General features: G+C 65.6%; 23 protein-coding genes, 1 tRNA gene and 1 pseudogene. 20 read left to right on the forward strand and 5 right to left on the reverse strand.

Annotation, left to right across the window (positions count from 1 at the left end; genetic code table 11):
- Positions 1–182: 182 nt before the first annotated feature.
- The 5 genes and pseudogenes from EJ073_RS20010 to EJ073_RS20030 form a co-directional block, all read left to right on the forward strand.
- On the forward strand, positions 183–593 hold the full coding sequence (locus tag EJ073_RS20010) for a VOC family protein (RefSeq protein ID WP_126057285.1): 411 nt from the start codon (positions 183–185) through the stop codon (positions 591–593).
- Positions 593–1,240 (forward strand): RdgB/HAM1 family non-canonical purine NTP pyrophosphatase, encoded by a 648-nt coding sequence (gene rdgB, locus EJ073_RS20015; RefSeq protein ID WP_126057286.1) that lies wholly within the window; start codon positions 593–595, stop codon positions 1,238–1,240. The genes EJ073_RS20010 and rdgB overlap by 1 nt, the downstream gene beginning before the upstream one ends.
- A 1-nt stretch (position 1,241) precedes the next feature.
- Positions 1,242–2,399, forward strand: a complete 1,158-nt coding sequence (hemW, locus tag EJ073_RS20020; protein ID WP_126057287.1) for a radical SAM family heme chaperone HemW — start codon at positions 1,242–1,244, stop codon at positions 2,397–2,399.
- A 52-nt stretch (positions 2,400–2,451) separates the two neighbouring features.
- Entirely contained in the window at positions 2,452–2,772 is a 321-nt protein-coding gene (locus EJ073_RS20025) for a low molecular weight protein tyrosine phosphatase family protein (protein ID WP_126057288.1), read from the forward strand.
- A gap of 34 nt (positions 2,773–2,806) precedes the next feature.
- Positions 2,807–2,949 (forward strand): annotated as a pseudogene (locus EJ073_RS20030) (EamA family transporter); the annotation flags it as partial.
- A 73-nt stretch (positions 2,950–3,022) separates the two neighbouring features.
- Here the strand turns inward: EJ073_RS20030 and EJ073_RS20035 are convergent.
- On the reverse strand, positions 3,023–3,217 hold the full coding sequence (locus EJ073_RS20035) for a hypothetical protein (protein ID WP_126057289.1): 195 nt from the start codon (positions 3,215–3,217) through the stop codon (positions 3,023–3,025).
- A gap of 164 nt (positions 3,218–3,381) precedes the next feature.
- On the opposite strand from EJ073_RS20035, the gene rsmI reads away from it, so the two are divergent.
- Together rsmI and EJ073_RS20045 are read left to right on the forward strand one after the other, a co-directional pair.
- Positions 3,382–4,290 (forward strand): 16S rRNA (cytidine(1402)-2'-O)-methyltransferase, encoded by a 909-nt coding sequence (gene rsmI, locus EJ073_RS20040; RefSeq protein ID WP_189375665.1) that lies wholly within the window; start codon positions 3,382–3,384, stop codon positions 4,288–4,290.
- The gene (locus EJ073_RS20045; RefSeq protein WP_126057290.1) at positions 4,283–4,660 is read left to right on the forward strand and encodes a YraN family protein; all 378 of its coding nucleotides are present in this window, start codon (positions 4,283–4,285) and stop codon (positions 4,658–4,660) included. The genes rsmI and EJ073_RS20045 overlap by 8 nt, the downstream gene beginning before the upstream one ends.
- Positions 4,661–4,665: 5 nt before the next feature.
- Here the strand turns inward: EJ073_RS20045 and EJ073_RS20050 are convergent, their stop codons facing one another.
- Positions 4,666–5,472, reverse strand: coding sequence for an undecaprenyl-diphosphate phosphatase (locus EJ073_RS20050; RefSeq protein ID WP_126057291.1), 807 nt, complete (start codon positions 5,470–5,472; stop codon positions 4,666–4,668).
- Positions 5,473–5,626: 154 nt separating this feature from the next.
- Here EJ073_RS20050 and EJ073_RS20055 point away from each other — a divergent pair, with 154 nt between their 5' ends.
- The 13 genes from EJ073_RS20055 (at position 5,627) to EJ073_RS20120 (ending at position 18,679) form a co-directional block, all read left to right on the forward strand.
- On the forward strand, positions 5,627–6,319 hold the full coding sequence (locus tag EJ073_RS20055; protein ID WP_126057292.1) for a glutathione S-transferase family protein: 693 nt from the start codon (positions 5,627–5,629) through the stop codon (positions 6,317–6,319).
- On the forward strand, positions 6,300–7,454 hold the full coding sequence (gene queG, locus EJ073_RS20060) for a tRNA epoxyqueuosine(34) reductase QueG (RefSeq protein ID WP_126057293.1): 1,155 nt from the start codon (positions 6,300–6,302) through the stop codon (positions 7,452–7,454). The genes EJ073_RS20055 and queG overlap by 20 nt, the downstream gene beginning before the upstream one ends.
- Positions 7,451–8,353 carry an SDR family oxidoreductase gene (locus tag EJ073_RS20065; RefSeq protein ID WP_126057294.1) on the forward strand — a complete coding sequence of 301 codons (903 nt, stop codon included), beginning with the start codon at positions 7,451–7,453 and terminating at the stop codon, positions 8,351–8,353. Before queG ends, EJ073_RS20065 begins: the two co-directional genes overlap by 4 nt.
- A gap of 86 nt (positions 8,354–8,439) precedes the next feature.
- Entirely contained in the window at positions 8,440–9,558 is a 1,119-nt protein-coding gene (mepA, locus tag EJ073_RS20070; RefSeq protein ID WP_126057295.1) for a penicillin-insensitive murein endopeptidase, read from the forward strand.
- A gap of 159 nt (positions 9,559–9,717) precedes the next feature.
- Positions 9,718–10,908, forward strand: a complete 1,191-nt coding sequence (locus EJ073_RS20075) for an integrase core domain-containing protein (protein WP_126056960.1) — start codon at positions 9,718–9,720, stop codon at positions 10,906–10,908.
- 296 nt (positions 10,909–11,204) lie between these two features.
- Positions 11,205–12,224, forward strand: a complete 1,020-nt coding sequence (locus tag EJ073_RS20080) for a glucokinase (RefSeq protein WP_126057296.1) — start codon at positions 11,205–11,207, stop codon at positions 12,222–12,224.
- A 125-nt stretch (positions 12,225–12,349) separates the two neighbouring features.
- Entirely contained in the window at positions 12,350–14,206 is a 1,857-nt protein-coding gene (locus tag EJ073_RS20085) for an ABC transporter ATP-binding protein (RefSeq protein ID WP_126057297.1), read from the forward strand.
- The gene (dapB, locus tag EJ073_RS20090) at positions 14,203–15,024 is read left to right on the forward strand and encodes a 4-hydroxy-tetrahydrodipicolinate reductase (protein WP_126057298.1); all 822 of its coding nucleotides are present in this window, start codon (positions 14,203–14,205) and stop codon (positions 15,022–15,024) included. Before EJ073_RS20085 ends, dapB begins: the two co-directional genes overlap by 4 nt.
- A 39-nt stretch (positions 15,025–15,063) precedes the next feature.
- Positions 15,064–15,684 (forward strand): 2,3-bisphosphoglycerate-dependent phosphoglycerate mutase, encoded by a 621-nt coding sequence (locus EJ073_RS20095; RefSeq protein ID WP_126057299.1) that lies wholly within the window; start codon positions 15,064–15,066, stop codon positions 15,682–15,684.
- A gap of 246 nt (positions 15,685–15,930) precedes the next feature.
- A tRNA-Leu gene (locus EJ073_RS20105) sits at positions 15,931–16,015 on the forward strand.
- A 111-nt stretch (positions 16,016–16,126) separates the two neighbouring features.
- Positions 16,127–16,546 carry a hypothetical protein gene (locus EJ073_RS20110; RefSeq protein ID WP_126057300.1) on the forward strand — a complete coding sequence of 140 codons (420 nt, stop codon included), beginning with the start codon at positions 16,127–16,129 and terminating at the stop codon, positions 16,544–16,546.
- 139 nt (positions 16,547–16,685) lie between these two features.
- Entirely contained in the window at positions 16,686–18,374 is a 1,689-nt protein-coding gene (locus EJ073_RS20115; RefSeq protein ID WP_126057301.1) for an FAD-dependent oxidoreductase, read from the forward strand.
- Positions 18,374–18,679 carry a UBP-type zinc finger domain-containing protein gene (locus tag EJ073_RS20120; protein WP_126057302.1) on the forward strand — a complete coding sequence of 102 codons (306 nt, stop codon included), beginning with the start codon at positions 18,374–18,376 and terminating at the stop codon, positions 18,677–18,679. The genes EJ073_RS20115 and EJ073_RS20120 overlap by 1 nt, the downstream gene beginning before the upstream one ends.
- A gap of 135 nt (positions 18,680–18,814) precedes the next feature.
- Here the strand turns inward: EJ073_RS20120 and EJ073_RS32235 are convergent, their stop codons facing one another.
- From EJ073_RS32235 to EJ073_RS20145, 3 genes are all read right to left on the reverse strand, one after another.
- Complete coding sequence (locus tag EJ073_RS32235) at positions 18,815–20,104, reverse strand: hypothetical protein (protein ID WP_245455296.1); 1,290 nt, start codon at positions 20,102–20,104, stop codon at positions 18,815–18,817.
- A gap of 39 nt (positions 20,105–20,143) precedes the next feature.
- Positions 20,144–21,385: a D-amino acid dehydrogenase gene (locus EJ073_RS20140; protein ID WP_126057304.1), complete on the reverse strand. Its 1,242-nt coding sequence runs from the start codon at positions 21,383–21,385 to the stop codon at positions 20,144–20,146.
- A 273-nt stretch (positions 21,386–21,658) separates the two neighbouring features.
- A complete protein-coding gene (locus EJ073_RS20145; RefSeq protein WP_126057305.1) occupies positions 21,659–22,651 on the reverse strand; it encodes a hypothetical protein in 993 nt (330 codons plus the stop codon).
- Between the last annotated feature and the right edge of the window lie 80 nt (positions 22,652–22,731).

Genomic DNA, 22,731 nt, shown 5'->3' on the forward strand with positions numbered 1-22,731 from the left:
GTTTCGAATGCCGAGCCTGGGCACCCCCCTCTGGCCTGCCGGCCATCTCCCCCTCAAGGGGGGAGATTGGATATACGGCCGGCCTTCGCCAATTATCGGCGGTGCAAGGGGTGCAGCGGCACGAGAACTGCCAATCTCCCCCTTGAGGGGGAGATGGCCGGCAGGCCAGAGGGGGGTGCCTCGTGACACCCTCGGCAATTTTGGAATCAGCGCTCTACGTCACCGACCTACACGCTGCCGAGCAATTCTATGCCGACGTGCTCGGCCTCGACCTGATCGGCAGGGTCGAAGGCCGCCACGTCTTCTTCCGCTGCGGGACGGGCGTGCTGCTGCTGTTCAACGCCGAGGCGACCAAGATCCCGCCGGCACCCGATGCCAGGCTGAAGGTGCCGCCGCATGGCACAGTGGGCGAGGGCCATCTTTGCTTTGCCGCGAGCGCGGAGGAGATTGCCGGTTGGCGCCAGCACCTCGCGGCGAAAGATGTCGCCATCGAAAGCGACTTCGAATGGCCGCAAGGCGGGCGCTCGATCTATTTTCGCGACCCTTCGGGCAATTCGATCGAATTCGCCGAGCCAAGGATCTGGGGCCTGTGATGCATTCTTTGAACGGACACAAGATCGTCGTTGCCAGCCACAATGAAGGCAAGCTGCGCGAGTTCGCCGACCTGATGGCGCCATTCGGCTTCGAGGCGAAATCGGCCAAGGAGTACGGCCTGCCCGAGCCGGACGAGACCGGCACGACGTTCGAGGAGAACGCCTACATCAAGGCATATGCCGCGGCCAAGGCCACCGGCCTGCCGGCGCTGTCCGACGATTCCGGCCTCTGCGTCGACGCGCTAGACGGCGCGCCCGGCGTCTACACCGCCAACTGGGCCGAGACGCCCGACGGCAGCCGCGACTTCGGCATGGCCATGCAGCGCACCGAGGTGGCGCTGCAGGAAGTCGGCGCGGCTGAAGCCGCGCAGCGCGCGGGCCGCTTCGTCGCTGTCATCTGCCTGGCGTTTCCCGACGGCGAGGCCGAATATTATCGCGGCGAGGCCGAAGGCACGCTGGTGTGGCCGCCGCGCGGCACGCTCGGCTTCGGCTACGATCCGGTGTTCCTGCCCAATGGTTTCGAAAAGACCTTCGGCGAGATGAGCGCCGAGCAAAAGCACGGCTGGAAGCCCGGCCAGCCGACGGCGCTGTCGCACCGCGCCCGCGCCTTCCAGAAATTCGCCAAAGCGCGGCTGGGCTCGGCCTGAGATGCTGCTCGACCGCGGCCCCGGCTTCGGCGTCTACATCCATTGGCCGTTCTGCGCGGCCAAATGCCCCTATTGCGACTTCAACAGCCATGTCCGCCACCAGCCGGTCGACCAGGAACGCTTTGCGCGCGCGTTCGAGGCGGAACTGGCGACGATGCGCGCCCGCACCGGGCCGCGCGAGGTGACCAGCATCTTCCTCGGCGGCGGCACACCGTCGCTAATGAAGCCGGAAACGGTGGCCACCGTGCTGGACGCCGTGGCAAGGAACTGGACGGTGCCCAGCGGCATCGAGGTGACGCTGGAGGCCAATCCCTCCTCGGTGGAGGCCGAACGCTTCCGCGGCTACCGAACGGCGGGCGTCAACCGGGTGTCGCTCGGCGTGCAGGCGCTGAACGACAAGGATCTGCGTTTCCTCGGCCGGCTGCACAATGTCGAGGAGGCGCTGCACGCCATCGGTCTCGCCCGCGAGATCTTTCCGCGCCTCTCCTTCGACCTGATCTATGCCCGGCCGGGCCAGACGCCGGAGGGCTGGCAGGCCGAGCTCGAGCAGGCGATCGGCCATGCCGCCGACCATCTTTCGCTCTACCAGCTGACGATCGAGGAAGGCACGCCGTTCCACGCGCTGCACGCGGCGAAGAAGTTCACCATTCCCGACAACGACCATGCCGCCGATCTCTACGCGCTGACGCAGGAGGTGACCGCCGCGCATGGGCTGCCGGCCTACGAGATTTCCAACCATGCCAGGCCTGGCGCGGAAAGCCGGCACAATCTGACCTACTGGCGCTACGGCGAATATGTCGGCGTCGGCCCCGGCGCGCATGGCCGATTCGTTGAGAACGGGCGCCGCACGGTGACGATCGCCGAGAGGATGCCGGAGACCTGGGCCAATCTGGTCGAGGCCAGGGGCCATGGCGTCACCGGCGGCGAGATTTTGACGCGCTCGGAAGAGGCCGACGAGTTCCTGCTAATGGGGCTGAGGCTGGCCGAAGGCATCGACCTGTCGCGCTACGAGGCGTTTTCCGGACGCGGCCTGTCAAGCGCGCGACTGGCGGTGCTGCAGGAAGAAGGGCTTGTCGCGCCGGTCGGCAATTCGCGGCTGCGGGCGACGACGGCCGGGATGATCGTGCTGGATGCCGTGGTGGCGGACCTGGCGCGCTAAGCCCGAAAGTGGATACCGGTTTTCGGACAAGATCATGCTTGAGTAACAACCCTTGAAGAACGTCCTCTTCGTCTGCAGCCAGAACCGCTTGCGCAGCCCGACGGCCGAGCAGGTGTTTTCCAAACGCAGGGATATCGAGGTCGAATCCGCCGGCACCAATCACGACGCCGACAATCCGCTGACGCATGAGCTCGTCGCCTGGGCCGACATCATCTTCGTGATGGAAAAGGCGCACCGCGCCAAGCTGCAGAAGAAATTCCGGTCGAGCCTGAAGAAGGCGCGGTTAATCTGCCTCGACATCCCGGACGACTATGAATTCATGGATCCGGAGCTGGTGCAGCTTCTGGAAGCGAAAGTGTCGCGGTATCTCTAAGGGATACCGCCGTCCCCCCCGCGTTCGAGAGCCGTCCGCGCCCGTCGCACCGCACTAAGCGTCGTGCTTGTGGCGGTGTTTGGCGCGGTCCTTCTCGGCGAGCGCCTCTCCGGAGCGAACTGGCTTGGCGTTTTCCTTATCGCGGCGGGGGCGGTGCTGGTCGCTTATCGGGGATAGCGGCACGCCTTCGCGGGCGGTTTTGGTTTCGAGACGGCTGATGAAGATATCGAAGCGATTGGGCATCGTCCGGTCAGTGCTCCGTCGTGCTGTCGGTTTCGGCCTTGAGTCTGGTCTTCGGCCGGCGGCGCAAACGCCGCTTCCTGGCTTCGGTTTTACCGGCGACGCCATCGGCGCTGGCCGGCAGGCTCTTGTCCCTTCGCATGGCGAAACGCTTGCGGCCCGCATAGTAGGGCTCGAAAACGTCCTGAATCTTCAGGCTATCCATCCTGTGCCTCCCGAGACTCACAGACAAACGAGACTCACGGATAGAATTCGCCGGTCACGGTTTCGTTCCGCAGTATGGCAAAGGCATGGCGGCCACATTACGTCCTCGTCACGTTTTGCAACCGGACATCAGCCGTGCCAAACAGGCTGGATGGAGGGCCTAGGGTGACCAGCGACAAACGCAGCTATGTGATCGGGCAGATCGAGATACCGGCGCGGCCGCTGGGGCCGGCGCTCTATCTGGTGGCGACGCCGATCGGCAATCTCGCCGACATCACGCTGCGCGCGCTGGAGACGCTGGCCGCCGCCGACATCGTCGCCTGCGAGGACACGCGCGTCTCGCGCGTGCTGCTCGAGCGCTACGGCATCCGCCGCCGCGCCACCGCCTATCACGAGCACAATGCCGGCGAGGCCGGGCCCAAGCTGATCGCGGCGCTCGAAGCCGGGCAGAGCGTGGCGCTGATCTCGGACGCCGGCACGCCGCTGATTTCGGATCCCGGCTACCGGCTGGTCGGCGAGGCGCTCGACCATGGCATCCGCGTCGTGCCCATTCCCGGTCCGTCGGCGGCGCTGGCGGCGCTGACCGCCTCCGGCCTGCCTTCGGACGCCTTCCTGTTCGCCGGTTTTTTGCCGGTGAAGACCGGCCAGCGGCTGACACGGCTGGAGGCGCTGAAAAGTGTGCCGGCGACGCTGATCTTCTTCGAATCGCCCAGGCGGCTGGCCGAGACGCTTGCGGCGATGGTCGAGGCGCTGGGCGGCGGACGTAAGGCGGCGATCGGCCGCGAGCTGACCAAGACCTTCGAGGAGATGCGCACGGGCACGCTCGACGCGCTTGCCGGCCATTACGCGGCGGCCGACACTCCGAAGGGCGAGATTGTGGTCTGCGTCGGCCCCGCCGAAGCGCAGGAGGACCAGCCGGCGGACATCGACCGTCTGCTGTTGTCGCTCGCCGCCGAGATGCCGGCCTCCAAGGCGGCGGCGGAAGCGGCAAAGATGACCGGCGGCCAGAAGCAGGCGCTCTACCGGCGGCTGCTCGAACTCAGGGGCGTCTCGGGAGGAGACAGCGGTGGCTAAGCGTCCGGCCGCCGGCCGCCTGAAAGCCTATCGGCGCGGCCATCGCGGCGAATGGCTGGCGGCGCTGGCGCTGATGCTGAAAGGCTACCGGATCCTGGCGCGCCGCCACCGCACGCGGCTCGGCGAGATCGACCTGATCGCCAGGCGCGGCGACCTGGTGCTGTTCGTCGAGGTCAAGGCGCGGCGTTCGCTGATGGAAGCGATGGAGGCGATCGCCCACGGTTCGGAGCGCCGCATCGAGGGCGCCGCCGACTTATGGCTGTCGCGCCAATCCGACTATGGCAGGCTCTCGGTGCGTTTCGACATGGTGGCGGTGCTGCCCTGGCGCTGGCCGGTGCATGTCGAGAACGCGTTTTATGGGCGGAATTGAGGGCCTCACCCCCAGATCATCAGCGCCACCAGCCCGAGCCCGCCGACCACAAGCCGCCACCAGCCGAACAGCGAATAGCCGTTGCGCGAGACGTAATCGAGCAGGAAGCGGACGACGAACAGCGCGGTGACGAAGGCGGCGACGAAGCCGATGGTGATGATCGGCAGGTCGGCCGAGGTCAGTACGTTACGGTTCTTGAACAGGTCGAAGGCGAAGGCGCCGACCATGGTCGGGATGGCGAGGAAGAAGGAGAATTCAGCCGCCGCGCGCTTGTCGACGCCGAGCAGCAGCGCGCCGACGATGGTCGAGCCGGAGCGCGAGGTGCCGGGGATCAGCGACAGGCACTGGAACAGGCCGATCTGCAGATAGAGCCGGGTCGGGAAACGTTCGACGTCGCGATAGACCGGCTTCAGGGCCAAGCGGTCGACCACGAGCAGGACCACGCCGCCGATGATCAGCATGATGCAGATCAGCCGCGGCGATTCGAACAGGATCGTCTTGATGAAGTCGTGCGCCAAGGCGCCGATGATGGCCGCCGGCAGGAAGGCGATGAGGATGCCGAGGGCGAAATGCCGCGTCAGCCGGTCATAGGGCAGTTCGGTGAGCATCTGCCACAGGCGTTTGAAATAGACGCTGAGGATGGCGAGGATGGCGCCTAGCTGGATCAGGATCTCGAAGGCCTTGCCGGTCGAATGGAAGCCGAGGAAATGGCCGGCGAGCAGGATATGGCCGGTCGAGGACACCGGAATGAACTCGGTCAGGCCCTCCAGCAGGCCGAGCAGCAGCGCTTCGACGATGGTCTGGCTATCCATGGCAACCTCGGAATTGTGGCTTGGGGAAGGGCTTGCTTGTCATGGCGCGGAAGTCCCCCTATAGGTCGCAGCACCCTGACGGTCCGCTTTGCGGGCGGCCAAGACTTACCGGCGCGGCCGGCGATTCGCCAGTGCGCCTTATTATCGCGGGACCATGCTGACGCTCTTCCACCACCCGATGTTCGCCACCTGCCGGTTCGTGCGCCTCGCCTTCGGCGAATATGGCGAGGAGCTGGCGCTGATCGAGGAAAAGCCGTGGACGCGGCGCAAGGAGTTTTTGGCGCTGAACCCGGCCGGCACGCTGCCGATCCTGCTCGCCGAAGGCGACGTGCCGATCGTCGGCGCCATGGTGATCGCCGAATATCTCGACGAGACGCGCGGGGTGCTCAAGCGCGACAAGCGGCTGTTCGCCGAGGACCCGATGGAGCGCGCCGAGATCCGCCGGCTGACCGACTGGTACCTGAACAAGGCCGAGAGCGAGGTGACCAGGCATCTGGTGCGCGAGCGCGTGCTGAAGCCGGTGATGCCGGAGACGGCGGGAGGCGGCTCGCCCGATTCGGCGGCGATCCGCGCCGCGCGCGCCAACATCCGCCAGCACATGAAATACACCAACTGGCTGGCCGGCACCCGCCACTGGCTGGCCGGCAACAGGGTCACCTATGCCGACCTCGCGGCGGCGGCGGCCCTTTCGGTGCTCGACTATCTGGGCGAGATCGACTGGCGCGAGCACAGCGCGGCGCGCGAATGGTATACAAGGGTTAAATCACGGCCCTCGTTCCGGCCGCTTCTGTCGGACCGGGTGCGCGGCCTGTCGCCGGTGTCGCATTATGCGGACCTCGATTTCTAGGACGCAAAGCCTGCGCGCGCTGATCGACCGCGAGGCGAGGCGCGCCGGTTTCGACGCCGTCGCCGTCACCCGGCCGGACGCCATCCCGCTGGCGCCGGCCAGACTCGCCGAATTCGTCGCCGACGGTTTTCATGGCTCGATGGGCTGGATCGCCGAGACGATCGAGCGCCGCGCCGAACCATCCACGCTGTGGCCAGAGGTTCGCTCGATCATCGTGCTGGCGATGAATTACGGCCCGGACCGCGATCCGCGCGGCATTCTCGCAAAGCACGACCGCGGCGCGATCTCGGTCTATGCGCAAAACCGTGACTATCACGAGGTGATGAAGGGCAGGCTGAAGGAGATCGCAGGCAAGATCGTCGCCCGCGCCGGCGGCGACGTGAAGGTCTTCGTCGACACCGCCCCGGTGATGGAAAAGCCGCTGGCCGAAGCCGCCGGGCTGGGCTGGCAGGGCAAGCACACCAACCTGGTCAGCCGCGAACACGGCTCCTGGTTGTTCCTCGGCACAATCTTCACCACCGCCGAGCTCGCGCCCGACACAGCGGAAGAGGACCATTGCGGCTCCTGCCGCGCCTGCCTCGACGCCTGCCCGACCGACGCCTTCCCGGCGCCCTACCGGCTCGATGCGCGGCGCTGCATCTCCTATCTCACCATCGAGAACAAGGGGCCGATCCCGCGCGAATTCCGCGACAAGATCGGCAACCGCATCTATGGCTGCGACGATTGTTTGGCCGCCTGTCCGTGGAACAAGTTCGCCCAAGCCGCCTCGGAGGCCAAGCTTGCCGCGCGCGACGACCTGCGCGAGCCGCCGCTGGCGGAGCTGCTGGCGCTCGACGACGCAGCTTTCCGCAGCTTCTTCTCGGGCTCGCCGATCAAGCGCATCGGCCGCGACCGGTTCATCCGCAACGTATTGATCGCCGCCGGCAATTCGGGCGGCGCCGCGCTGGCGGGCGTGGTGCGCGGCCTGCTCGACGATGCCTCGCCACTGGTGAGGGGCGCTGCCGTCTGGGCATTGTCCAGGCTTCTGCCTGCTATCGACTTCGCCCAGCTGGCCGCCACCGCCCTGGCAACCGAAGATGACATGACAGTGCGCGACGAATGGCTGTCGGCGCTGCCAGCAAAGGTGCATGCATGAGTGAAAAGCAGTTCCTCGTCTTTGGCGCCGGCTATTCCGGCAAGGCATTCGCCCGCGCCAACCGGGATGCGGCAACGATTTACGGCACGACGCGCTCGCTGGAGAAGTTCGCGGCGCTCAGCCAGGTCGGCATCGCGCCGATGCGCTTCGACGGCGCGCTGACGGCTGAGATCGGCGAGGCCCTGAAGACGACCACCCACCTCATCGTCTCGGTGGCGCCGGAAGAGGCCGGCGATCCGGTGCTCGGCGCCGCGCGGGAGGCGATCGCAGCCATGCCGGCGCTGCAATGGATCGCCTATCTCTCCACCGTCGGCGTCTATGGCGACCATGGCGGCGGCTGGGTGGACGAGCGGGCCGAATGCCGGCCGGTGTCGAAACGCTCGGTGATGCGGGTGGCGGCCGAGCAGGCCTGGCTGCGGCTCGGCGAGGAGACCGGCCGGCCAGTGGCGATCCTGCGCCTGTCCGGCATCTACGGTCCGGGCCGCAACGCGCTGGTCAATCTGGCTGATGGCACCGCGCGGCGGCTGGTCAAGCCCGGCCAGGTGTTCAACCGCATCCATTGCGATGACATCGCCGGCGCGCTCTGGCATCTGGCCGGGAAGAATCTCGGCGGCATCTTCAACGTCACCGACGACGAGCCGGCGCCGCCGCAGGATGTCGTCGCCTATGCCGCTGGGTTGATGGGCGTCGATCCGCCACCGGAAATTGCCTTCGAGACCGCCGAGCTTTCGCCGATGGCGCGCTCCTTCTATGGCGAGAACAAGCGCGTCTCCAACGCCGCGATCAAGGCGGCGGGCTATCACTTTGCCTTGCCAAACTACCGCGAGGCCCTCGACCATATGTGGGCCGACGGCAGCTGGCGCGAGGGCGAGCCGCGCAGCCCGATGAAGCGTTCCTGATTAAAGCGCGGCGCCGGGCGTGATATGATTCGCGCCATCGCCGCTCTCGAGGCTCGGGCGGCGCGACAGGAGAGGGATGCGGCTTCATGGTGACCTCGATGCGATCATTGCCCGTCAGACGGCCATTCCTGACGGCGGCGCTGGCCATCCTTGCGCTGGCCGGGCTGGCGGCGGGCGCGCTGACGGCCGAGCCGCGCGCAAAAGACCTGTTCGGCGCCAAGAAGCTGCCGGCCGTGGCGGCGGCGCAATCCTTCGGCTTCTATTCCAAGGGCTGCTTCGCCGGCGGCGTCGCCATCCCCATGGACGGACCGAGCTGGGAAGTGATGCGCCCCTCGCGCAATCGCCGCTGGGGCCATCCGGCGATGATCGCGCTGATCGAGAAGCTGGCCCGCGACGCGCATGCCGACGGCTGGCCCGGCCTTCTGATCGGCGACATCTCGCAGCCGCGCGGCGGACCGATGCTGACCGGCCACGCCTCGCACCAGATCGGCCTCGACGCCGACATCTGGCTGACGCCGATGCCCAGCCGGCCGCTGTCGATGGCGCAGCGCGAATCGATGAGCGCCACCCTGATGGTCGACGAGAAGACCCATCTGGTGAAGGACGCGCTGTGGACGACGCGACACACGCAACTGTTGAAGCGCGCGGCGAGCTACCCTGAGGTCGAGCGCATTCTGGTCAATCCAGGCATCAAGAAGAAGCTGTGCGACACGGTGAAGGGCGACCGTTCCTGGCTGCGCAAGATCCGGCCGTTCTGGGGCCACGACTATCATTTTCACATGCGCATCGGCTGCCAGCCGGGCTCGCGCGGCTGCAAGGCGCAGGAAGCAACGCCGGCCGATGACGGCTGCGGCAAGCCGCTGGCATGGTGGTTCACCGCGGAGCCGTGGCGCCCCAACAAGAATCCGGACGCGCCGAAGGCGCGCGATATCATGACGATGGCCAACCTGCCGAAGGAATGCCGGGCGGTGCTCGACGCGCCGAATCCGCCTTCGGCGGAAGCCGTAACCTATCACGGCGACGGCGTGCCGATCGCTGGCGACGGCGTGCCGATCGCGGCCGCCGAGCAGCCTGCCGAGCCGCAGCAGCCGGTGGCGGCTTCGACGGTGCCGGTTGGCGCGGCTGCCATGCCGGCCTCGGCAAGCGCTTTTGCGCCGACCCCGAAAATCGGCATTCCACTGCCACGGCCAAGGCCGGAAAACTGACGCCAGGCATTCCGGGCTAATTGTCGAAGCAGGCGCCGCCCCTCATCGCCCTGCCGGGCACTTCTCCCCGAAGGGGCTGGTGTCCGAACCGGATAGATAGGTAACAGAATGGACCGATTGCATAGGTGACAGTTTTCTCCCTCGCCGGAGGACCCGGCGATGGTTTGGCGAGAGACTGGCATCATGGACGAGCGGCTTCGTTTTGTAGTGGATTGCCTTTCTGGCGAAGAGACGATGAGCGAGCTTTGTGCGGCCTACGGAATTTCGCGCAAGATCGGCTATAAATGGCTGGGTCGCTACCGGGAGTTTGGCCCGGAAGGTTTGCACGATCGGCCGCGAGCGCCGCTCAATCATGGCCGTGCGACAGCCCTTGATCTTGTCGAGCGGATCGTGGCGGCGAAGGAGACGCATCCGCTGTGGGGGCCCAAGAAGATCGTGGCGCGGCTCAAGCGCGCGGCTCCCGACTTGATCTGGCCGTCGGCCTCGACGGCAGGCGCTATCCTTGCACGGCATGGGCTTGTCAGCGCCCGCAAGCGGACCCGGCTGCGGGCCTGCGGCAATGGACCTTGGCCGGAGCCGCAAGGGCCGAACGCGGTGTGGACCGGCGATCACAAGGGCTGGTTCCGGACCCGTGACGGGTGGCGTTGCGAACCGTTGACGGTGATGGATGCGTCGAGCCGCTACTTGCTGGCGCTCGAAGCGACCGGCTCGACGGCGGATGCCGAGGCCTGGCCGGTATTCGAGCGGCTGTTTGAGGAGCATGGCCTGCCGGACCGGTTCCGAAGCGACAATGGCCCGCCCTTCGCGTCGGCCGGTGTCACCGGGCTGACACCGCTTGCGGTGCGCTTCATCAAACTCGGCATCGCCCTGGAGCGGATCGCGCCCGGCAAACCCCAGCAGAACGGGCGCCACGAGCGCTTTCATCTGACCCTGTTGCCGCTGGCCGAGGCACCGGAGGCCGACAGGGCGGCCCAGGGCCACGCCTTCGAGGCCTTCCGGCGCAGCTACAATGAAGAACGTCCCCATGAGGCGCTAGGCATGGACACTCCAGCCCAGCATTACAGATCCTCCCGGCGCGCCATGCCGACGATGCCGCCCGAGCCTGATTATCCGGCCGAGGCCGCGGTCCGTCATGTACGCCACAATGGCGAGATCAGGTGGAACGGCGGCTTCGTCTATGTCTCGCAGGCACTGGTTGGTGAAGCTGTCGCGGCCGCCCAAACCGAGGATGGTCAATGGGCTCTTTCCTTCCATGCACACCAGCTCGGCATCATCGACACAAGGCGTATGACGCTTGTCCGCTGCAGCGCCGCGCTAACCAATCCGCTTGGCGCTGCAGCGGACAAATAGGGGGAGAACTGTTACCTATGTATCCGGTTCAAACTGTTACCCATCTATCGGCTGGACACTGGCCGCAGCGCTGGCACTCCTTTCCGCAACGCTGATGATTGGCGAAATCGCGAATGACAGCGTCCCTCTCCCCGTCACTATGCGGGGAGAGGTGCCGGCAGGCAGGTGAGGGGCAGCGCCAACGCTGAAAAGGACGAAATTCAAGCTGACGCGAAGCGGCTTTCCCTTTGCAAGCCCATGCGCTAGTTCAACGAAGAGACAAACGGCAGACTGCCGGAACGGGGACGAACAACAGCATGGCAGGTGAAGACGAGACAACGCTGCGGTTTCCGGTCCTGATCGGCGACATCGGCGGCACCAATGCGCGCTTCTCGATCGTGCTCGACGCCAATTCGGAGCCAACCGAGCCGCAGATCGTCCAGACGGCCAGCTTCAACACCATCGACGAGGCGATCCAGGCGGCGGTGCTCGACCGCTCTTCGGTGCGGCCGAATTCGGCCGTGCTGGCGATCGCCGGGCCGGTCGACGGCGACGAGATCCCACTCACCAATTGCCCCTGGGTGGTGAAACCGAAGCAGATGTTCGCCAATCTGGGCTTGAGCGAGGTCGTCGTGCTCAACGACTTCGAGGCGCAGGCGCTGGCCGTCGTCGCGCTCGGCGAGGAGCATATGGAGAAGATCGGCGGCGGCGCGCCGGAGCCGAACGCCAGCCGCGTCGTGCTCGGGCCCGGCACCGGGCTCGGCGTCGCCGGGCTGATCTATGCGCTCAACCACTGGATACCGGTGCCGGGCGAAGGCGGGCACATGGATATCGGCCCGCGCTCGCCGCGCGATTTCCAGGTTTTCCAGCATATAGAGCGGCTCGAGGGTCGCGTTTCCGGCGAACAGATCCTGTGCGGGCGTGGCCTGGTCAATGTCTACCGCGCGGTGGCCAAGGCCGACGGCAAGCCGGCGCCCTTCAGGGCGCCGGCCGAGATCACCGGCGCGGCGCTGGCGAAGTCCGACCCGGTGGCGGAGGAAGCGCTGTCGATGTTCGTCACCTGCCTCGGCCGCACCGCCGGCGACCTCGCGCTGGTGTTCATGAGCCGCGGCGGCGTCTTCCTCACCGGCGGCATCGCGCAGAAGATCGTGCCGGCGCTGAAAGCGGGCAATTTCCGCTCGGCCTTCGAAGACAAGGCGCCACACAGCGCGCTGATGCGGGCGATGCCCGTCTATGTCATCACCCACCCGCTGGCGGCGCTGCTCGGCCTCGCTGCCTATGCCAGGAACCCCTCGCTGTTCGGCGTGCAGACGGCGGGGCGGCGCTGGCGGCTGTAGCGCTTCGCGCCCTGGTTGTCGGATCGCGAATCGCGCCGCGACGAAGTTTCGCCATAGGCAAGCCGCGACGGGAACGCTAAGAGGGGTGCCGAATTTCCAGACGGAACCACGGAACGACCCTCGATTTGAACCAGCTTCAACACCAAGCGACGGCCCGGCCCGGCGAGACCTGGGCGGTGCTGCGCCGCATCATTGCCGAAAACGGCCGTGAATACCGCTCGGCCTATATCTTCGCCACTCTCTGCCTGCTGACAGTATCGGCAACGACGGCCTTCACCGCCTGGGTGATGAGCCCGGTCGTCAACCAGATCTTCTATGAGCGGCGCGGCGATCTGATCGTGCTGATCTGCGCCGGGATCATGGGCTCCTTCATGCTGCGCGGGCTCGCCACCTATGGCCAGGCGGTGACGCTGGCCCGGATCGGCAACAATCTGGTGGCGCGCTACCAGAAGCGCGTCTTCGACCATCTGATGAAGCTTGGCGTCGGTTTCTTCAACGACACGCGTTCGGGCCAGCTCGCTGCGCAGGTCAACGAGAATATCAACGGCATCCGCGACCTGCTGTCGATGACGCTGACCTCGATCGCGCGCGACGGGGTGACGCTGGTCGGCCTCATCGCCGTCATGATCTACCAGGATCCGCTGCTATCGCTCTCGTCGCTGCTGATCGGACCGCCGCTGATCTACACCGTCGTCTATCTGATGCGCCGCGTGCGCCGCATCGCGCGCGAATCCGTGCAGATCAACTCGCGGCTGATCGGCGCCATGCAGGAGGCGACGCAAGGCATAGCCATCGCCAAGGCGTTCACCATGGAGGGGGAACTGGCGCGCCGCATCGGCAAGCTCGCCGAGAGTGCCGAGCAGCGGGGCAACAAGATCGCCCGCGTCTCGGAGCGGCTGACGCCGATTTCCGACATGTTGGCCGGCCTCGCCGTCACCGGCGTCATCGCCTATTCCGGCTACCGGGCGCTGGTGCTCGGACAGCCACCGGGCGCGGTCTTTTCCTTCATCACGGCGCTGATCCTGGCCTATGATCCGGCTCGCCGCCTGGCGCGCATGCAGGTTGGCATGGAGCGGTCGCTGGTCAACGCGCGCATGATCTACGAGCTGCTCGACCAGCAGCCACAGCAGGGCGACGCGCCGGGCGCGGTCGAAGTGAGGATCACCAGCGGCGAGGTGCGTTTCCACAATGTCTCGTTCCGCTATGCCGCCGACGCGCCGGTGCTTAAGGAATTGAGCTTTACCGCCGCCGCCGGCAAGGTGACGGCCATCGTCGGCGCATCCGGCGCCGGCAAATCGACGCTGGTGGCGCTGCTGCAGCGCTTCTACGATGTCGAGGCCGGCAGCATCGAGGTCGATGGCCAGGACATTTCGAAGGTGACCAAGCAGTCGCTGCGCCAATCGATCGCCTATGTCTCGCAGGCGCCCTACCTGTTCGAGGGCACGATCCGCGACAACATCCGCTATGGACGGCTTTCAGCCAGCGACGCCGAGATCGAATGGGCGGCAAAGCAGGCGGCGGCGGATGACTTCATCCGCCAGCAGCCGCAAGGCTACGACACGCCAGTCGGCGAGAACGGCGTGACGCTGTCGGGCGGCCAGCGCCAGCGCGTCTCGATCGCCCGCGCCATCGTGCGCCAGGCGCCGATCCTGCTGCTCGACGAGGCGACCTCGGCGCTCGACAATGAGGCGGAGGCGCGCGTCCAGGAGGCGCTGACCCATGTCATGGAAGGGTGCACGACGATCGTCATCGCGCACCGGCTGTCGACGGTGGTCAATGCCGACCACATCATCGTGCTGGAGGAGGGCCGGCTGGTCGAGGAAGGCACGCATGCCTCGCTGATGGCCGACCCGCACAGCGTCTATGCCCGCTTCCACCGGGTGCAGGGCAAGAAAGGGCTGGGGCTTGTCGACGACGCCAAGCCAATCCAAACTCCAGTCCAGCGCAGCCGCGCGAAGAAGGTGGTGGGGAGACAGGCATGAGCGAAACGGGGGATATGGGCCTGGTGGTGGTGGGCGCGGCAGGCCGCATGGGCCAGACGCTGATCCGCGCCATTCACACGATGCCGGGGGCGCGCGTCGCCGGCGCGGTCGAGCGGCCAGGCTCGCCCTATCTCGGCAAGGATGCCGGCGAGCTTGCCGGCATCGGTATCATCAACGTGCCGATATCGGACGATCCGTTGCCGGCCTTCGCCAAGGCCGACGGCGTGCTCGATTTCACCGCGCCCGCCGCGACCGTCGAATTCGCCGGCTACGCGGCGCAGGCGCGCATCGTCCATGTCATCGGCACCACCGGCTGCTCGGCGGACGACAATGCGAAAATCGCGGCGGCGGCGCGACATGCGACGATCGTCAAGTCGGGCAATATGAGCCTCGGCGTCAATCTGCTGGCGGTGCTGGTTGAGCAGGCGGCGCGGGCGCTCGACGCCGACGATTTCGACATCGAGATCCTGGAAATGCACCACCGCCACAAAGTCGACGCGCCGTCGGGAACGGCGCTTCTGCTCGGTGAAGCGGCGGCGGCCGGCCGCGACATCCCGCTCACCGGCAACGATGTGCGCGTGCGCGACGGCCATACCGGCGTGCGCAAGCCGGGCACGATCGGCTTCGCCGCGCTGCGCGGCGGCTCGGTGGTCGGCGATCACAGCGTGATCCTGGCCGGCACGGGCGAGCGCATCACGTTATCCCACCATGCCGAGGACCGGGCGATCTTCGCGCGCGGCGCCGTAAAAGCAGCACTCTGGGCCCGGGCGAGGAAGCCTGGTCTCTACTCAATGCGGGACGTGCTCGGCCTGAGCTGAAGCGGCCTCTGCAATATTTTGTCCTTCGAAGGAGCAAACATGTCGAGAACCCTCGTGCTCGTGCGCCACGGCCAGAGCGAATGGAACCTGAAGAACCTGTTCACCGGCTGGCGCGACGTCGACCTCACCGAGCAGGGCCATGCCGAGGCCAAGGCCGCCGGCCAGAAGCTCAAGGCGCGCGGTCTGAAATTCGACATCGCCTTCACCTCGGCGCTGATCCGGGCGCAGAAGACCTGCCAGCACATCCTCGACGCCGTCGGCCAGAGCGAGTTGGAGACCATCCGCGACCAGGCGCTGAACGAGCGCGACTATGGCGACCTCTCCGGTCTCAACAAGGACGACGCGCGCAAGAAATGGGGCGAGGAGCAGGTGCATATCTGGCGCCGCTCCTACGATGTGTCGCCGCCCGGCGGCGAAAGCCTCAAGGACACCGGCGCGCGCGTCTGGCCCTATTATCTGCACGACCTGCAGCCGCATGTGCTGCGCGGCGAAACAGTGCTGGTGGCCGCGCACGGCAATTCGCTGCGCGCGCTGATCATGGCGCTGGACGGCAAGAGCGGCGAGGAGATCGTCAAGCTCGAGCTCGGCACCGGCGTGCCGGTGATCTACACGCTCAACGCCGATTCGACGGTGGCGTCGAAGGAAGTGCTGGAAGGCTGACCTTTCTTCCAACGGCGACGGGAGCGAGTCTCATCCTCTCCCCGTATAGTGACGGGGAGAGGGCGCGGTCGTCGCCGATTTCGTCAATCGTCACCGTTACAAGAAAGGCGTCGACGATGCGGCCGGCCCCTTCCCCCCGTCCCTATACGGGGAGAAGTGCCCGGCAGGGCGATGAGGGGCAGCACCAATATCGGCAAAAAAGCGCGTTGACACACATCGCTCGCCCGCTTACATGAGCCCGCACCAGCCCAGATGGCGGAATTGGTAGACGCGCACGGTTCAGGTCCGTGTTCCGCAAGGAGTGGAGGTTCGAGTCCTCTTCTGGGCACCATCTTTTCCCGACTGCCAACGGGATCAATAAGATAAGCCTTCAGAGTGTTTCGCCGGTAAACCGTGCCGCAGATGGACTGGCTCGCCGCGCGCAAGTAGCCGGAGCGCTTCAATGGGTCTCGACGCCGTCGTGTTCAGGCAGCTCGCTTCCTTAAGGGCCGAGTACCATGCCGACCTGGTGCTGGCCGATGAAGAAACGGGTGAGGCCGACCTGGCGTCGCTTCGGCTTCGTGATCCCTGGGCAGCCGCTGTAGCGTTCCACTACCGTTTTGGAAATATCGCCACTATCGGTCATCTTCGAGAGATCGTCGCCGATATTCTGACGGACCCCGACTCCGTGCTGCAAACTCGGGTGCTCTACTCCAGCAGCCATTCGGGAGACGTGATCGAGGCATCTGCTTTCGGTCAGATCCGCGAGGAGCTCGATACTCTTCGTTCCGTCGACATCCCTGAGATAGTGAAGTTCGTCGCCGGACTCGATGCCCTGATCATGTGTGCCGAGCGAGAGGGTAACCCAATCGTATTCGTTTGAGTGCAGGCGCCTGTGCTGAATTCGGGCATGGACGTGGGTCGACGATGACGACGCAGGGCGCAGCCTACCACCTCCCCATCCGACCAGGCGCCGAACAAACCGCTTCAAACCGGGCGACCTCGGCGCTACGGTCCGCCCCATGGCCCCTTCCGTCAGCCCGACCATTGCCGCGCGGCGCGACCAGATGTTTCCCGTGCTCTCAGATGTCGACATCGAGCGCATGCGCCGCTTTGGCGTGCCCAGAACCTATGCCGCCGGCGAGCCTATCGTGGTCGCGGGCACGGTGTCGCCCGGCCTGATCCTCATCCTGTCCGGCAAGGTCGAGATCACGCAGGCCGGCGGGCTCGGGCCGCGCGAGGCGATCATCTCCTACGGCGCCGGCAACTTCATCGGCGAGCTGGCGCAGCTTTCGAGCCGGCCGTCGCTGGTCAATGCTGAAGCCACCGAGCCTGTCGAAGCCTTCGTCATCCCCTCGCAGCGGCTGCGCGACCTGATGGTGCAGGAGGCCAACCTCGGCGAGCGGATCATGCGGGCGCTGATCCTGCGCCGCGTCGGCCTCCTGGAAAGCGGCATCAGCGGACCGATCATCATCGGCCCTTCCGGCAATGGCGACGTGCTGAGGCTGCAGGGCTTCCTCACCCGCAGCGGCCTGCCGCACCGCGCGCTCGATTCCGACACCGATCCCTGCGCCAGGACGCTGACCGAGCGTTTCCATGTCGATCCCCATCATTTGCCGATCGTGCTCTGTCCCAATGGCAAGCTGCTGCACAATCCGGGCGAAAGCGACCTCGCCCGCTGCGTCGGCCTGCTGCGGCCCGTCGATGCCAGCAAGGTCTACGACGTGGCGATCGTCGGCGCCGGGCCGGCGGGACTGGCGGCTGCGGTCTACGCAGCCTCCGAAGGGCTGTCGACGATCGTGCTCGACTGCCGCGCCTTCGGCGGGCAGGCGGGGGCGTCGGCGCGCATCGAGAACTATCTCGGCTTCCCGACCGGCATCACCGGCATGGCGCTGATGGCGCGTGCCTACAACCAGGCGCAGAAGTTCGGCGTCGAAATGGTGATCCCCGACGAGGCAAAGCTGCTCAGCGGCGACAGCAACCTGTCCGGCTACAGGCTCGATGTCGGCGATGGCGAGACGGTGCACACGCGCACGGTGGTGATCGCCAGCGGGGCGCGCTACCGCCGCCTCGATGTCGCCAATCTGGCGCAGTTCGAGGGCACGTCGGTGCACTATTGGGCGTCGCCGATCGAGGCGCGGCTTTGCCGGGATCAGGAGGTGGCGCTGGTCGGCGCCGGCAATTCGGCCGGCCAGGCGGCGGTCTTCCTGGCCAGCCAGGTGGGCAAGGTGACGCTGCTGGCGCGCCGCGGCAGCCTCCACGAGACCATGTCGCGCTATCTGGTCGAGCGCATCCAGGCGCAGCCGAACATCGAAGTGCTGCCCGAGACCGAAATCGTTGCGCTGGAAGGTCGCCAGAGCAACCTCGAGCGGGTGCGCTGGCGCAACCGAGCGACCGGCGCCGAGACGACGCGGCCGATCCGCCATCTCTTCCTGTTCATCGGCGCCGACCCCAACACGGACTGGCTGGCGAAATGCAACGTGGCGCTCGACGCCAAGGGTTTTGTCCGCACCGGAGCGGAGGTAGCGCCGCGACATGGCCTGATGGAGACGAGCCGCAGTGGCGTGTTTGCCATCGGCGACGTTCGCTGCGGCTCGATCAAGCGCGTCGCCGCCGCCGTCGGCGAGGGCGCCCAGGTGGTGGCGGCGCTGCATGCCTATCTTGCGCAGAACGGCGGCGGCGTTCAATCCGAACCGGCGAGGAGATCGTAATGGACGAATGCCGGCACACGAGCGACATCAAGGACGTCACGCCGAGCGCGCTCGGCTGCGAGGAATGCCTGAAGAGCGGATCGTGGTGGGTGCATCTCAGGCTCTGCCGCACCTGCGGCCATGTCGGCTGCTGCGACGACTCGCCCAACCGCCACGCCACCAAGCATTTCCACGCCACCAGCCATCCGGTCATCGAGGGCTACGACCCGCCGGAAGGCTGGGCATGGTGCTATGTCGACGAGGTGTTCATCGACCTTGGCGACCGCACGACGCCGCAGAACGGGCCGATCCCGAAGTTTGTTTGAGTTTTTTGCGCCGGCCAAGGTGGCGGAACATGTCGATGGCGGTTTAATGACGTGATGAAGGCCAAGCTTCCAGACAAAGCCCGCAAGAGCCTGTCCGTCGCTCGCATCGAGCCGAGAGAGGTGATTGAGCGAACGCTAATCACGGTCACGCCAGCAGCCTACGCTCAGTTTGACGTCCAGCTTGATGCGCCTCCGAAGCCCAACGAGAGATTGCGCAAAACGATGAACGCCCTCTGCCTTGGAAGGATGAATAACAATCTCGCGACGAAACCGCCCTACTTCACCGAACTGGTGACGGTGCGGTCGAGGGCGCCGGGATCGCGGTTGTTGCCGGCGAGCGCGCCGATGATCAGAAGGCTGACGATGATCGGGACAAACAGCATGGCGACACGCGCCTGGACGTAGAAAATGGCGCGCCATTCGTTGCGTTTTTCGGGGTCGTCGTTCATCGCGCTCACTCTGTCCTGCCTCCCGAGGCGGGAGATAGTAGCGAAGCGTTAAACAACCCCTTCCGAATCCGTTAACTCGCGAATTTCGAACGGTCTGCCGCGGCGCGAAAGTTCGTGTCGACAAGACCGCTGCACGCTGTTGGCGCCAATGCTCAGCTCGGCCAACCGGATCAACTGATCGGCAGGGCAAACAGCCTGCCTCCGGCCGGCACCACGTCGTCGATGCCGGCAAGCCGCAGGCAGTGCCAGGCCATGGCGTGGTTGGACGAGGTGACGGGAATGCCATGCGCTGCTCCAGCGCCGCAACGGCCTCGGCGACGCGCAGGCTGGTGCAGGAGATGAAGATCGCGTCCACGCCGGGCACCGCGGCCATGCGCTCGGCCGCCGCCTCGATCGAGGCGAGCGAGATGCGGGCGGCCTCGCGGTCGTCGCGCCGGTCGAAGGTGGCGACAGCGGCGATGTCGAGGCCCCGGCCGGTGAAATAGGCGACCAGGCCCCGGTTGATCTCGGGCGCGTAAGGCGTCAGCAGGCCGATGCCCCTGACGCCGAGCGCCTTGAAGGCGGCGAGCGCGCCGGTGACCGGCGTGGTGCAGGCGACGCCGGGCCGCGCCTTGCGGATCTCGGCGAACACGGCTTCCTCGCCCAGCGTCATGGTCGCCGAGGTGCAGCCGAAGCCGACGACGTCGAGCGGGATGCTGGGCAGGATCAGGTCGACGGTCGGCGCGATGCGCGGGCCGATGGCGCGCAGCGTTTCCGGCGTGATGTCGTTGTCGTTGAAGAGACGCGCCTCGTAGAAGGCGACGCCGGGAATGCGCACCAGCGCGCGGAACTCGTGCTCCAGCGTCTGGTCGGTGGCGAGGATCGCAAGCCCGATCGCCGCGCGCGAAGCGAGGCCGCCGTCGATCTCCGAGGGCAGAACGCCGAGATCGACAGGTTCCGAAGCGGCGAGGGGCGCGGCGGCAAGGTTGGCGGACATGGCGTTCCCTTTCTTGTCAGAGCGGGATCGATCCTGCTCTCAGTTCAAAAGTCCATCCATCGAAATCGCCGGCCGGCGCCCGCCGATCAGGTCGGCGGTGATGCGGGCCGAGCCGTGCGACATGGTCCAGCCGATATGGCCGTGCCCGGTGTTGAGGTAGAGGTTGCGCAGCCGCTGCTGTCCGAACTCCGGCAGGTTGTTCGGCGTCATCGGCCTGAGGCCCGCCCACATCTCTGCGCGGTCGTAATCGGCGCCTTCCGGGTAGAGCTCCTCGGTCACGCCTTTCATGAAGGCGAAGTCGGCCGGTCTGTGGCCGGTGTCGTAGCCGGCGAATTCGGCCGTGGCGGTAACGCGCAGGCGGTCGCCGAAGCGCGAAATGGCGACCAGATTGTGCTCGTCGACTGAAGCGATGGTCGGCGGCTGCGGGCGATTGCCGATGGGAATGGTCAGCGAATAGCCCTTGATCGGATAAATCGGCAGGCTGATGCCGACGGCCTTGGCGATCAGCGGGCTGTAGGAGCCGAGCGCCAGCACATAGGCATCGCCCTTGAAGACGCCCTTGTCGGTCCGCACCTGCGCGACGCCGTCGCCCGAGGTCTCGATGCCGGTGATGGTGGTGCCGGTGCGGATTTCGCCGCCGCGCCCGGCGATCTTCGCCGCCAGTGCCCGGGTGAACTTCGCCGGGTCGCCGGTCTCGTCGGTCGGGCAATAGATGCCGCCGGCGATCTTTCCCCGCGCCGAGGCCAGCGACGGATCGAGTGCCACGACGCCCTCGCGATCCAGCAGCCTGATCTCCTGCCCGTCAGACTCCAGCAGCTTCATATGCTCGACGCCTTTGTCGAGCGCCTGCTGGCTGCGGTGGAAATACAGGATGCCGCGATCGTTGCGATCGTAGTCGATCGCCTCGTCGGCAATCACCTCGCGCAGCACGCTCTGCGAATAGGCGGCAAGGCGATGCTTGAGCAGCGTGTTGCGCCTGGCCTTTTCCGCCGTGCACTCCATCAGGAAGCGCCACGACCAGCTGTAGAGCCTGGGATCGGCCGACATCCTGAAGCGCAGCGCCTGGTCCTTCAGCACCAGCGATTTCAAAAGGATCATCGGCGCTTTCGGCGAGGACCAGACGAAGGAATGGCCGGGCGCGATCATGCCGGCATTGCCCCAGCTGGTCTCGGCGGCGACTTGCGGCTGGCGCTCGATGAGCGCCACCTCGTGCCCGTCCTTCTGCAGCTGGTAGGCGGTGGTGACGCCAACCACGCCGCCACCCAGCACGATCACGCGCATGACGCCTCCGGAGATCGCAAAGCGGGGGCAGTTTAGTGAGGAATCGGGATTTGCAAAGGAGGAAGCCGCCAGACTGGCTGGCGTGGCCCAGCAACTAACTTGGACCGACACAATTTGGTCGGTTCGTGCTTCCGTGGGTCGTCTGTATCAGAGTGCGCTACAGCTTTTCCAGTCGCAAAGTGACCGCCTTCGGCATCGTGAAGTTTCCATCTCGGCCACCGGAAGTGTCGAAACAACAGTGATTCGCCGAAGAGCTTACGTTCACCTGAAAGGTTACCTTGCCTGCCGGCAATGAATACGTCCCCCATTGTTGTAGAAATTAGGATTGAGCAGATTGGGTCCCTCAATGGTATCCATCTGATTGGCTTGCGTAATATCAAGCGTAGCCGACTCGCCGTTCAGCTTCGCAACGACCAACGCCAGCGAGTAGTTTGCGCGTAGGGGCGAATCCGCCGTCGGCTTGATGCTTACGGTCACTCTGTATTGGCCGGCTTGTGTCGGAAGAGGGCAGGCCCAATTCGCAGAGCCTGGGACGCCAAAACTAGGCAACGGGTCGGATGTTTCGCTAATGTTGCACTCCGCAGCGAGACGGTCCTCCGGGGGAATCGTCTTCGGGAGGGCTGTCAAAACAACTACGTCGCCAGCACCCGCTGCGGCAGCATTGACAATTAGCTGCTCGTCGTCTCCGCCTGGTTTCGGGCGCCTTACCGTGATGAGTTGAGTGTCGGCAGTCAGGGATTTGGGAAGCCCTTTGGCGCGCTTCGCCGCACTACCAGACCACTTAACTTTGATCGGGTTCGGCATTTTGCCGGAAGGATTGTATATAACCCTGAAGGTCACCTCGTTTTTCGTGGCTCTCTCGGGAATGATCGACACTGCTCTGCGCTGAGAAGCAGCCTCTTCTTTAAGACACGCCTGATATGCCGCCAATGAATTATCGTCGAGGCCCGTCCAGGCTATGTTCGTGAAAGATTGCTTAGTGAGCGATTCGTTACTGTTATTGCTCAGCGTCTTAATATTCTGCTGAAATCTGCTCCAATCGGCTCCCATAGGAACGCCATATATCACGGCGTTCGCGCCAGCAGACTGCTTTATAGTATCGTACTGGCCCTGGCTGACGTTCCTTGCAGAACGCCAGTCGCTGTACGCAAAATCCACTTTGCTGTAGGTAGCAATGACGAGAGCTGTGTCGCAGTCGGCTGCGAAAGCACTGCTAGAAAGAGGCCACAAAAGTGAGCAAAAGAAGCTTATCCATAGCTTAGCCAAATTACCCTCCCCCCGATGAGCAACTACGTATTAAGGCATCACTCCACCTTTGTTTGCAAGGGCTGCCGACAAATATTCGC

It is taken from the genome of Mesorhizobium sp. M4B.F.Ca.ET.058.02.1.1 (assembly GCF_003952505.1).
GTDB lineage: Bacteria > Pseudomonadota > Alphaproteobacteria > Rhizobiales > Rhizobiaceae > Mesorhizobium.

Excerpts from the sequence above, each read along its gene's own strand:
- rdgB (WP_126057286.1), top strand. The coding sequence starts at position 593 with ATGCATTCTTTGAACGGACACAAGATCGTCGTTGCCAGCCACAATGAA.
- hemW (WP_126057287.1), top strand. The coding sequence starts at position 1,242 with ATGCTGCTCGACCGCGGCCCCGGCTTCGGCGTCTACATCCATTGGCCG.
- EJ073_RS20035 (WP_126057289.1), bottom strand. The coding sequence starts at position 3,217 with ATGGATAGCCTGAAGATTCAGGACGTTTTCGAGCCCTACTATGCGGGC.
- EJ073_RS20050 (WP_126057291.1), bottom strand. The coding sequence starts at position 5,472 with ATGGATAGCCAGACCATCGTCGAAGCGCTGCTGCTCGGCCTGCTGGAG.
- EJ073_RS20055 (WP_126057292.1), top strand. The coding sequence starts at position 5,627 with ATGCTGACGCTCTTCCACCACCCGATGTTCGCCACCTGCCGGTTCGTG.
- queG (WP_126057293.1), top strand. The coding sequence starts at position 6,300 with ATGCGGACCTCGATTTCTAGGACGCAAAGCCTGCGCGCGCTGATCGAC.
- EJ073_RS20065 (WP_126057294.1), top strand. The coding sequence starts at position 7,451 with ATGAGTGAAAAGCAGTTCCTCGTCTTTGGCGCCGGCTATTCCGGCAAG.
- mepA (WP_126057295.1), top strand. The coding sequence starts at position 8,440 with ATGGTGACCTCGATGCGATCATTGCCCGTCAGACGGCCATTCCTGACG.
- EJ073_RS20075 (WP_126056960.1), top strand. The coding sequence starts at position 9,718 with ATGGTTTGGCGAGAGACTGGCATCATGGACGAGCGGCTTCGTTTTGTA.
- EJ073_RS20080 (WP_126057296.1), top strand. The coding sequence starts at position 11,205 with ATGGCAGGTGAAGACGAGACAACGCTGCGGTTTCCGGTCCTGATCGGC.
- dapB (WP_126057298.1), top strand. The coding sequence starts at position 14,203 with ATGAGCGAAACGGGGGATATGGGCCTGGTGGTGGTGGGCGCGGCAGGC.
- EJ073_RS20095 (WP_126057299.1), top strand. The coding sequence starts at position 15,064 with ATGTCGAGAACCCTCGTGCTCGTGCGCCACGGCCAGAGCGAATGGAAC.
- EJ073_RS20110 (WP_126057300.1), top strand. The coding sequence starts at position 16,127 with ATGGGTCTCGACGCCGTCGTGTTCAGGCAGCTCGCTTCCTTAAGGGCC.
- EJ073_RS20115 (WP_126057301.1), top strand. The coding sequence starts at position 16,686 with ATGGCCCCTTCCGTCAGCCCGACCATTGCCGCGCGGCGCGACCAGATG.
- EJ073_RS20120 (WP_126057302.1), top strand. The coding sequence starts at position 18,374 with ATGGACGAATGCCGGCACACGAGCGACATCAAGGACGTCACGCCGAGC.
- EJ073_RS32235 (WP_245455296.1), bottom strand. The coding sequence starts at position 20,104 with ATGTCCGCCAACCTTGCCGCCGCGCCCCTCGCCGCTTCGGAACCTGTC.
- EJ073_RS20140 (WP_126057304.1), bottom strand. The coding sequence starts at position 21,385 with ATGCGCGTGATCGTGCTGGGTGGCGGCGTGGTTGGCGTCACCACCGCC.